Raw genomic sequence first — 10,474 nt, forward strand, 5'->3', positions numbered from 1 at the left:
TATAAGTTTGACCTGAGAAGAAGACATTCATACGAAACATTTCCTAACAACTTTAGACATTTGCCTATCGTCATTAAAATAAATAAATAAGGCTGTTTGACCACTTAATAAAATCAAGAAAGAAATTGCTGACTGTTGTACCCAGAGCGATGGTTACTAAAATGAGCAAAGCTCTTGCTTCAAAGACCTTGTTTTTCCTGAAGAATGCATCAAAATTAATCGACTGCAAAACTCTCCACGTAATGATAATGAATATCAAATGTGAGGTCATGCTAAGAATCGCTTCTTCCGCGAAGTATTGTTCCATAGGTGTTGCTCCTTCCCTGGTGTATGTCGAGATCCCTCATTTCTTCATCAACTAATCAAGATAAACTGACAAAAGAGGAAATATTCCACTCCATTTCCCGGGTAATAATAGACATTTTACATCTTTTTGACGGGACTATCCAAATTTCGCTAGCGAAAAAAGCTGGTAGTTTTCACAAAAAAACTGCTCTCATAAAGAAAGCAGTTTAAAAGTTGTTCTCATAAACATTCAAGCGATTTAAGGCACGCTTGAGTGCCAATTCAGCCCGTTGGAAATCAATGTCGGCTTGTTTGTCCTGAAGGCGACGTTCGGCACGTTCTTTGGCCATACGGGCACGATCAATATCAATATCCGCTGGTTTTTCAGCAGATTGCGCAAGAATCGTGACTTTATCTGGACGAACTTCCAAGAAACCGCCACTTACCGCGATACGATCTGATTTGCCTTCCCCTTTAAGACGAACAGCGCTGATCGTCAAAGGCGCGACCATCGGAATGTGACCTGGAAGGATTCCAAGTTCACCGCTTTCCGCCTTACAGCTGACCATTTCAAATGCATCTTCCAACACCGGGCCATCAGGAGTGACTACACTCACCGTCAGTGTGCTCATTCGTATTCCTCCTTGGCTGATCATGAAGAGGAAGAGGAACTTTTTTTTCAAGCCCCTCTATCCACCAGACCTGTTTATTGCATTTGTTTTGATTTTTCAACGACTTCTTCGATTCGTCCAACAAGACGGAACGCATCTTCCGGAATATCGTCGTATTTGCCGTCAAGGATTTCCTTGAAGCCTTTAACCGTTTCTGAAACAGGCACATAAGAACCAGGCTGGCCAGTGAACTGTTCAGCAACGTGGAAGTTCTGAGAAAGGAAGAATTGTACGCGACGTGCACGAGAAACCGTCAATTTATCCTCATCAGAAAGCTCATCCATACCTAGAATCGCAATGATATCCTGAAGCTCTTTATAGCGCTGAAGCGTACGCTGAACCTCGCGGGCAATTTCATAGTGCTCATCGCCGACGATTTCAGGGTCTAAAGCGCGAGAAGTGGAAGCAAGCGGGTCCACGGCTGGGTAGATCCCTTGTTCAGACAGTTTACGCTCAAGGTTTGTTGTTGCATCCAGGTGGGCGAAGGTTGTCGCAGGCGCTGGGTCCGTGTAGTCATCGGCAGGGACGTAAATCGCCTGAATGGAAGTAACGGATCCTTTGTCTGTCGATGTGATTCGCTCCTGAAGCTGACCCATCTCTGTAGCAAGCGTCGGCTGATAACCAACGGCTGATGGCATACGTCCAAGTAGGGCAGACACTTCAAGACCACCTTGGGTGAAACGGAAAATGTTATCGATAAAGAATAAAACGTCTTGTCCTTCTTCATCACGGAAGTACTCGGCCATCGTTAGTCCAGATAGGGCCACACGCATACGTGCTCCAGGTGGCTCGTTCATCTGTCCGAATACCATAGCTGTCTTCTTGATAACTCCAGAGTCAGTCATTTCATAGTATAAGTCGTTTCCTTCACGTGTACGTTCACCAACACCTGCGAATACGGAAATACCACCGTGCTCCTGTGCGATGTTGTTGATCAATTCCTGGATCAGTACGGTTTTACCTACACCGGCACCACCGAACAAACCGATCTTACCACCTTTTACATAAGGGGCTAGAAGGTCTACAACTTTGATTCCTGTTTCAAGAATTTCAGTTTCTGTAGCCAGGTTTTCAAATTTAGGAGCTTCGCGGTGAATTGGGTCACGGCGGACATCACCGAGTGGCTCATCAAGGTCGATCGTGTCGCCTTCTACGTTAAATACGCGTCCAAGAGTTACTTCCCCTACAGGTACAGAAATCGGCTTACCTGTATCCGTAACTGTGGTACCACGCATGACACCATCCGTAGATGACATGGCAACGGTACGAACGGTATTGTCACCCAAGTGAAGGGCAACTTCCAATGTAAGATCGACGCTCTTTTCGTTTTCGTTTTTCGCTTCGTAACTTACGTGCAATGCGTTATTAAGATCAGGGAGATGTCCATCATCGAACGTTACGTCAACAACGGGTCCCATGATTTGGGTCACGCGTCCATTACTCATCGATTTCCCTCCTAACTTACTGTTCAAAAATCCAAGAGATCCTATTCGAGGGCAGCTGCACCGCCGACAATTTCGGTAATCTCCTGGGTAATAGCAGCTTGACGGGCACGGTTGTAAGAAAGAGTAAGATCTCCGATCAAATCATCAGCATTATCTGTCGCACTCTTCATTGCCGTCATACGCGCTGCATGCTCACTGGCCTTACTGTCTAGCAAAGCGCCATAGATCAAGCTCTCTGCGTATTGAGGAAGCAAGACTTCCAAAATCTCTTCTTGGTTCGGCTCATACTCATACGAACTTTGACTCGCTTTGCCTTCTTTATTAAAATCTGTCAGTGGAAGAATTTTCTTCTCTGTCACTTCTTGAGTGATGGCACTGACATAATGGTTGTAATAGATAAAAAGCTGGTCTATTCTCTCATCCGTGTACAGTTGCACAGTATCTGAAGCGATATCTTTGATATCAGAGAAATCTGGCTGATCCGAAATCCCGGTGATATCCATATCGACAGGCATGTTCCGTTTACGGAAAAAGTCACGCCCGATACGTCCAATCGTAATCAGGGTGTATTCATCCGCTGACGTATGTTTGCTTCGGATTTGCTGGTACACCCTACGAAGAACGCTGCTGTTGAATGCTCCAGCAAGACCACGGTCAGAAGTGATGACAAGATACCCTGTCTTTTTGACATCGCGGGCCTCAAGCATCGGGTGACTCGCATCTCCGCCACCTTGGGCGATGCTTGCCACAACTTCCTGTATTTTCTCACTATAAGGAACAAACTTCTTCGCATTCTGTTCGGCACGGTTCAGCTTGGAGGCAGATACCATCTCCATCGCTTTCGTGATTTGTTTCGTCTTTTTCGTTGACGTAATCCGACCTTTAATATCTCTAAGGGATGCCACGCTGTTTCACCACCCTTTCTAGCTATGATTCATTTATTCAGAAACGACAAACGTTTTCTTGAATTCGTTCACAGCACCACTCATATCTTCATCTTCTGCAAGCTTGCCTGTCTCACGGATTTGAGAAAGAAGCTCTTTGCGGTTGTTATCCAACCAGTTATGGAATTCAGATTCGAAGCGAGTGATATCTCCGACTGGAATTTCATCTAAGAATCCTTTTGTCAGTGCATAAATGATCATGACTTGTTTTTCAACGGCTAATGGTTGGTGAAGACCTTGTTTCAAGACTTCAACCGTACGAGCACCACGATTCAATTTGGCCTGAGTGGATTTGTCCAGATCAGAACCGAACTGAGCGAATGCTTCCAGTTCACGATAGGAAGCCAAATCAAGTCTCAGCGTACCGGCAACCTTCTTCATGGCTTTGATTTGTGCGGAACCACCAACACGAGATACAGAAAGACCTGCGTTGATTGCTGGACGTACACCGGAGAAGAATAAATCAGACTGCAAGAATATCTGACCATCGGTAATGGAAATTACGTTTGTCGGAATGTATGCAGAGATATCTCCTGCTTGTGTTTCTACGAAAGGAAGTGCAGTCAGGGAACCGCCGCCTTTCGCATCACTAAGTTTCGCTGCACGCTCTAGCAAACGAGAGTGTAGGTAGAATACGTCTCCTGGGAAGGCTTCACGGCCTGGAGGACGACGTAGGAGTAGAGAAAGTTCACGGTAGGCAGCCGCCTGTTTGGATAGGTCATCATATACGACCAATACGTGCTTGCCGTTGTACATGAAATCTTCACCCAGCGATACACCTGCATATGGTGCAAGGTATAGTAGCGGAGCAGGCTGAGAAGCACTTGCTGTTACTACGATTGTGTAGTCCAGCGCACCATGGCGGCGTAGGGTTTCTACTGTACCACGGACAGTTGATTCTTTTTGACCAATCGCTACATAAATACAAACCATATCCTGGTCATGCTGGTTCAGGATCGCATCGATAGCTACAGATGTTTTACCTGTCTGACGGTCACCGATGATCAATTCACGTTGCCCACGTCCGATTGGTACAAGAGCATCGATGGCTTTGATACCTGTTTGAAGTGGCTCATCAACGGATTTACGATCCATTACCCCTGGTGCCGGTGATTCGATTGGGCGTGTTTTTGTCGTTTCAATCGGACCGCGTCCATCGACCGGTTGTCCGAGTGGGTTTACGACACGACCAAGCATTTCTTCCCCGACGGGTACTTGCATGATTCGTCCTGTACGACGTACTTCGTCGCCTTCTTTAATATCTGTATATGGTCCCAGAATGACAAGACCAACGTTACTTTCTTCCAAGTTTTGTGCCAATCCCATGACACCATTAGAGAATTCAACGAGCTCACCAGCCATGACATTATCAAGACCATGAGCACGGGCAATACCGTCACCAACTTCGATTACGGTTCCCACATCATTGACTTCTATATCTGATTCATAGTTTTCAATTTGCTGCTTAATCAGCGCACTGATTTCTTCAGCTTTGATGCTCATGCCATTTCACCCCTATCATCTATTGTTCGCAGAAACTAACTTGCGCTCTATGCGGCGAAGTTTTCCACTGACAGAACCATCAAATATGCGATTACCGATTCTCAGACGAAGGCCGCCGAGAATGGAAGGGTCTACGATATTCGTAAGGTTCAAGGATTGTTTACCTACTTTCGGTGCAAATGTTTCTGAAATGCGCTGTTTTTCAGCTTCAGAAAGTTCCCTTACAGAGTAAACATCCGCATCTGCAATGCCTTTCGCATCGTTCATCATTTCGATATAAAATCCGATCATATCAACAATGATATCCTCACGGTGTCTTTCCACCAACAGCTTCAAAGTATTAACGATTTCCGAAGAAAAAGACTGAAAAGAATCGCCAACAAACTTTTTCTTCTGTTCCAAGGAGAACCGTGGATGTTTCAGGAATGAGATGATTTCCTTATTGCCACGAAAAACATCACGTAAAGTTACCAATTCGGATTCAAATTGTTCTAGCTTCGACTTTTCTTTTCCAAGTTGAAAAAGTGCGTCTGCATAGCGTTTAGCAATGATAGATTGACTCATCGCTCTTCGCCTGCCTCATTAATATATTGGTTGATCAGCGCCTCTTGATCCTTTTGTGAAAGTTCTTTTTCAATGACTTTCGATGCAATCATGACAGACATGGTTGCCACTTGATCTTTAAGGGCTTGGACAGCTTTTTCTTTCTCCTGCTCGATTTCTTGACGAGCAGATTCCTTGATGCGTTCAGCTTCAGCACGTGCTGACTCAAGAATATCTCTTTCTTGCTGGCCTGCTGTTTTACGAGCATCCTCAATGATATTCTGTGCATCCTGGCGTGTCGCTTTCAACTCTTCAGAAGCTTCACGCTGCATGCGCTGCGCTTCTTCACGACTTTTTTCGGCCGTGTTGATTTCATTTGCTACGTAATCTTCACGTTCTTTCATCATGTTCATCAATGGTCCCCAAGCGAACTTACCTAAAAGAGCAAGTAAACCAAGGAAGAAAACAAGCTGAATGATCATGTCACCTATATTAAGCCCTCCAGCTCCGAGGACCAGACTCTCTGTGAATCCTTGCACAGTTTTCACTCCTCTCCACACCATCTCGTAACAGGTTTACACTTCATTAATTCCGCAGCCCTTTCATTGGTGCTAGGGCTAGACAAGCGAAAAACCCGGCTTCCGCTGTAAATACAGCTTCCGTCGAAGTTTTCTTACCGTGACTTTCGGGTATAAAGTTTTCGTAAGGTATAAAGGAAAGGCGAAGATCGATGGAGTTGAACTTCGCCATAAGCGTATATGCTCGTCCTAATTATTGTCCCATTACGATGAATGCAATAACAACGCCGATGATAGGAATCGCCTCTACTAGGGCAACACCGATGAACATTGTTGTTTGAAGTGCACTGCGCAATTCTGGTTGACGCGCAATCCCTTCTACTGTACGACTAACAATCAAACCGTTACCAATACCAGCACCTAGTGCCGCTAAACCTACTGCAATTGCAGCTGCTAAAAGACCCATAATGAAAATCCTCCTCAATATTTTTAAAAAATTAATATAATGCTTTATATTAATGGTCTTCGCTCACCTTGTGAGACAAGTAAACCATCGTTAACATAACGAAAATAAACGCCTGGATGAAACCAATGAAAGTACTAAAGCCCATCCATGCAATCATCGGAACGGTCGCTCCGATAAACCCACCTACGCCAGTCGCTGCAAGTCCAACGAGTAAGCTTAATAGGATTTCACCTGCATAAATGTTCCCGTAAAGACGCAGACCAAGAGTCAACGTATTTGAGAACTCTTCAATAATCTTGAATGGTAGCAAGAATGGCAATGGACGTACAAATCCTTTTGCATATTCTCTACCGCCCCGCAGTTTCACTCCATAATAATGGGACAAGACGACGACTAGTGTCGCGAGTGTCAAAGTGATCCCCGGATCAGCTGTCGGTGATTTCCACCATAGTGTGTGTCCAACAACACCGTTAGTGACAACCCCGAGCATGTTCGCTACGAAAATGTAGGCGAATAAAGTCAGTCCCAGCGGTAAAAAGAGCCTACCTGTTCTCCAATCCATGTTGGAACCGATAATTCCTTTAATGAAATCGATCAGCCATTCCATGAAGTTTTGAAAACCTGTCGGATATCGCTGCATGTTTCTTGTCGCCGCTACGCCGAGGATGAATACGATCAATGACGCGACAAACATCATTAGAACGTTTGATAAGTTGAAATCCAACCAAGAGATTCCAAACGCATCCTCCCACATCGGTGCTTCGTGATTCAAACTGTTCACCTACCTTCCATCATGCTAAACTGTTGATTTATTGAACAGATAATCTATTAAAATGACAAAATAGGCTGCCATTAAGCCCAATACTACTGCAATCAAATGGAAATATTCTTCAAACTGAAGGGCAATGACTACGGCTAATGCGCCGGAAGCCAATCGCGTAAACGTACCTATTCCTCTAACGGAGCGGTTATCTGCGGAAGCTTCGCCAAGCTTGCGGATCTTTCTTTGCATGAGCCAGAGGTTGTAGAAACTCAATGCACTTCCTAACAGAAGTCCGAGGAAAATCGGTTGCCAAGGGGTGATGCCCCAACCAAGTACAAATAAAGCCAGAAGGTAGAACATCCATTTTCGCTGACGGGTCATCATTTGTTGATATCCTTGCATGTCAATCGTCTCCCGTGTACGTCCGTACTAAATGAATGGTCCCATATGTACCTGCCCCTAACCCGAGGAGTAATCCTATGATTAAGAAAATGGGTTCTGTGGAAAAGTGACCATCGATCCATTTCCCGAGGAAAACGCCGGCTAAAGGGCCGCCTGCGAGTTGGGAAGTGATCATACTGGTTAACGCCATTGCTTTGAAGGGTTGTCCGGTCTGTTTCATCCGCTCTTCCTCCACAATTTTATAGTGGCTGAAAACCTTGTCTGTCACCTATGAAAACCTTATCATTCCACACTATGTAAGAATACAATAGGGGTGGTTTGATGTCAATGAGTTTGTGAGTAAAAGTACAAATGAAAGACAAAATTCGATCACATTTTCGTCACATTTACGTCGAATTTACACACCATTCAAATATATGGAACACAATACAATTTTTATCTATTTCAACCACTGGTTCCGCATAGAATCCTTTCCCTCATTAAAAAACGCTGCGCTTCTATGCGCAACGTTTTTACCGGCTTCCTTCTATATAAATAGGAAACGGATAGATCGACTCTTTTTTATCTTTCCCAATGGTTATGATGGCAAGATAACTTCCCTCTAAGTTCAGGTCATCGATATTCACTTCACCTTCAATCAGTCCGGCTTGCAAATCTTTTACATCCAATAGAGTACCCGCCGTTAACATCGTACCTGCCCGGTATAAATCGACTCTCAATTCATCTACACCTTCAGCTAAGTGAAAACGATAAGCCGCCACCCGATCGTTTTGCCAGGACGTCTCCAGTTCAAACCCTGATACAATCTCATAACTTGATGTTTCTTTCACATACACATAGGGGATGGTGTACACTTTCTCTCTCTCTTGGACTTTAAGAAAACCTTCATGAACCCCATCTTCTAAAAAAGCGGCAGATACACGAAGTTCAACAGGCAGTTCCTCCGTTTGTCCCGGATCTATTTTTGCTGACATTGGCACCGTCCAAGAAACTCCACTTTCCATTACCGGCTTTTCAATTGAAATGGTAACAGGTTCGTCTTTTAAGTTCTTTATCGTTAAAGGCAATTGTTTACGGTAAATCCGGTCTTCGATTTTTCCGAAAGAGAGTGAGCTTTGCTCGATGAGCAGTTCAGGTTCCAGAGCTTCGTTAAGATCGACATAACCAGCCCCTTGTTCTGTAGGTGGAAAAGGCTGTTTTCCTGTCAGGATTAAATCCGCTGTAGTTGTCAGCGCCCGTTTGACTTCTGCAGGTTTCCAATCCGGATGGGCCTCTTTAATTAACGCCGCTATCCCCGCCACATGAGGGGCAGCCATACTTGTCCCTTGCAACGATTGATAACCTCCTGGAACTGTACTGTATATATCGACCCCAGGTGCCAGAATATCCGGCTTGATTTCCCAATTCGTTGTGACCGGCCCTCTCGAGCTGAAGGGAGCAACCTGATCACCTAAAGAAACATTTATTGTTTCGACCCATTGATTTTGTTGTATGACTTTTTCCTTCAACCAGTTTCCCGCTTCGTTCGATAGAGAGGCTACAGGGATGGGCAGTTTCACTCCATCTAACCCTCCTTGAAAATTGCCTTCTTCATTATTGAAGATCAGTACAGCGACCGCACCTTTTTGGTAGGCCTTTAAAGCTTTATGGCTAAAAGGAATGCCACCTCTTTCAAACAAGACAATCTTTCCACGCACATCACCATACTCTGCTTCCCCCGTCCCTGCATAGGTGACCGGATATTTTTTCGTTAATTCCCAAGGATCGGATCCAGACATCGTTTGAATCAAAACCTTTTCCCTTTCACCCGGGACCTTCAGAACAGGTGCCTTCATAGATAAAGCAGAAGCCCCTACCGTGATCGCGTCTGAAGAAGTAGCGGGAGAACCAATCGTCCAGCCATCCGGCCCAGAATTGCCTGCGGCTACGACAACAACTGTTCCTAACTCTATGGCTTTATTAACAGCGTGGGTCGTTGGCCAGTCTGGACCATTCACGTCATTTCCTAAAGAAAGGTTGATGACATCCATTCCATCTTTGACAGCTTCTTCTATCGCAGCAATGACTTGCACTGACGACCCTACCCCTCCAGGCCCTAACGCGCGGTATGCATAAAGATCAGCATCTGGTGCAATTCCTTTCATTTCTCCATTCGCCCCTACAACACCGGCAACGTGCGTGCCATGAATCGTCGCCCCCTCCTCCTCGGTTTCCATAGGGTCATCGTCAAAATCAACCGTGTCATAGCCACCTTTGAAATTCTCTTTTAGATCTGGGTGGTTGTAGTCAATCCCCGTATCTATGATTCCGACCTTCACACCTTCCCCTGTTTGCGGATGGCGCATTTGATTTCTGATGGATTCAGTAGAAAAAGACACACCTTCTTCCACCTCTAGTGCTTCGTAGGTGTGAACAGGATATTGATTTTTCACAGCTTCCATCCTTGCCACTTTTTCCAACTCTTCTGCTGTCCCTCTAATCGCTACTCCATAAAAAATCGTATCGTAACTCGTCACCACTTCAAGCCTAGGAAGTCTTCGTTCTACTTCCTTTAAGAAACTCTCGGGTGATTCGTCTAATTCGACAATAATGGTCACTTCATCGTTCGGTTCAGGAGCACTGAATCCGGTCAATATAAATAGGCATGTAAAAAAGATAATCCCATATCGCATAAGCTTGTGCTCCTTTTTCCATAGCATTTGTCATAGCTACACGTTTATGCGAAAGCTTTAAAGGATCTTAAACAAACTGGCAGGATTGCGGAAGGCTCGAATTCGAGACTTTTGTGTGAGTTTAGGGGCTCCGGAAAAAGGTTCGCTTTCCGTGGGCGAGTGATGAGCCTCCTCGAGCTAACGCTCTGCGGGGTCTCATCTACCACGCACTTCCTCTTAGATATCCGGTTCCGGCGCCTAGCGGCTAGTGAGACTTCCCTCG

Annotated in this window: 12 protein-coding genes; all 12 read right to left on the reverse strand. The window is 45.1% G+C overall.

Annotation, left to right across the window (positions count from 1 at the left end; all coding sequences use genetic code 11):
- Positions 1 to 73 precede the first annotated feature (73 nt).
- On the reverse strand, positions 74 to 307 hold the full coding sequence (locus DYE48_RS12795; RefSeq protein ID WP_089652055.1) for a DUF1146 family protein: 234 nt from the start codon (positions 305 to 307) through the stop codon (positions 74 to 76).
- Positions 308 to 512: 205 nt separating this feature from the next.
- On the reverse strand, positions 513 to 917 hold the full coding sequence (locus tag DYE48_RS12800) for a F0F1 ATP synthase subunit epsilon (protein WP_115823975.1): 405 nt from the start codon (positions 915 to 917) through the stop codon (positions 513 to 515).
- Positions 918 to 991: 74 nt separating this feature from the next.
- On the reverse strand, positions 992 to 2,401 hold the full coding sequence (gene atpD / locus DYE48_RS12805; RefSeq protein ID WP_089652058.1) for a F0F1 ATP synthase subunit beta: 1,410 nt from the start codon (positions 2,399 to 2,401) through the stop codon (positions 992 to 994).
- 41 nt (positions 2,402 to 2,442) lie between these two features.
- Entirely contained in the window at positions 2,443 to 3,306 is an 864-nt protein-coding gene (locus tag DYE48_RS12810) for a F0F1 ATP synthase subunit gamma (RefSeq protein ID WP_115823976.1), read from the reverse strand.
- A gap of 33 nt (positions 3,307 to 3,339) precedes the next feature.
- A complete protein-coding gene (atpA, locus tag DYE48_RS12815; protein WP_115823977.1) occupies positions 3,340 to 4,848 on the reverse strand; it encodes a F0F1 ATP synthase subunit alpha in 1,509 nt (502 codons plus the stop codon).
- Between the two features lie 15 nt (positions 4,849 to 4,863).
- Positions 4,864 to 5,412: a F0F1 ATP synthase subunit delta gene (locus DYE48_RS12820; protein WP_115823978.1), complete on the reverse strand. Its 549-nt coding sequence runs from the start codon at positions 5,410 to 5,412 to the stop codon at positions 4,864 to 4,866.
- Positions 5,409 to 5,930 (reverse strand): F0F1 ATP synthase subunit B, encoded by a 522-nt coding sequence (atpF, locus tag DYE48_RS12825; RefSeq protein WP_115823979.1) that lies wholly within the window; start codon positions 5,928 to 5,930, stop codon positions 5,409 to 5,411. The genes DYE48_RS12820 and atpF overlap by 4 nt, the downstream gene beginning before the upstream one ends.
- Before the next feature lie 232 nt (positions 5,931 to 6,162).
- Positions 6,163 to 6,375 (reverse strand): F0F1 ATP synthase subunit C, encoded by a 213-nt coding sequence (gene atpE, locus DYE48_RS12830; protein WP_014644824.1) that lies wholly within the window; start codon positions 6,373 to 6,375, stop codon positions 6,163 to 6,165.
- Positions 6,376 to 6,424: 49 nt separating this feature from the next.
- On the reverse strand, positions 6,425 to 7,147 hold the full coding sequence (atpB, locus tag DYE48_RS12835; protein ID WP_089652063.1) for a F0F1 ATP synthase subunit A: 723 nt from the start codon (positions 7,145 to 7,147) through the stop codon (positions 6,425 to 6,427).
- Positions 7,148 to 7,171: 24 nt separating this feature from the next.
- Positions 7,172 to 7,540, reverse strand: coding sequence for an ATP synthase subunit I (locus DYE48_RS12840; RefSeq protein ID WP_115823980.1), 369 nt, complete (start codon positions 7,538 to 7,540; stop codon positions 7,172 to 7,174).
- Position 7,541: 1 nt separating this feature from the next.
- Positions 7,542 to 7,760: an AtpZ/AtpI family protein gene (locus DYE48_RS12845; protein WP_115823981.1), complete on the reverse strand. Its 219-nt coding sequence runs from the start codon at positions 7,758 to 7,760 to the stop codon at positions 7,542 to 7,544.
- A 292-nt stretch (positions 7,761 to 8,052) separates the two neighbouring features.
- Positions 8,053 to 10,212 (reverse strand): S8 family serine peptidase, encoded by a 2,160-nt coding sequence (locus tag DYE48_RS12850; RefSeq protein WP_115823982.1) that lies wholly within the window; start codon positions 10,210 to 10,212, stop codon positions 8,053 to 8,055.
- Positions 10,213 to 10,474 lie beyond the last annotated feature (262 nt).

The sequence above is a fragment of the Halobacillus trueperi genome, from assembly GCF_003386945.1.
Taxonomy (GTDB): domain Bacteria; phylum Bacillota; class Bacilli; order Bacillales; family Halobacillaceae; genus Halobacillus; species Halobacillus aidingensis.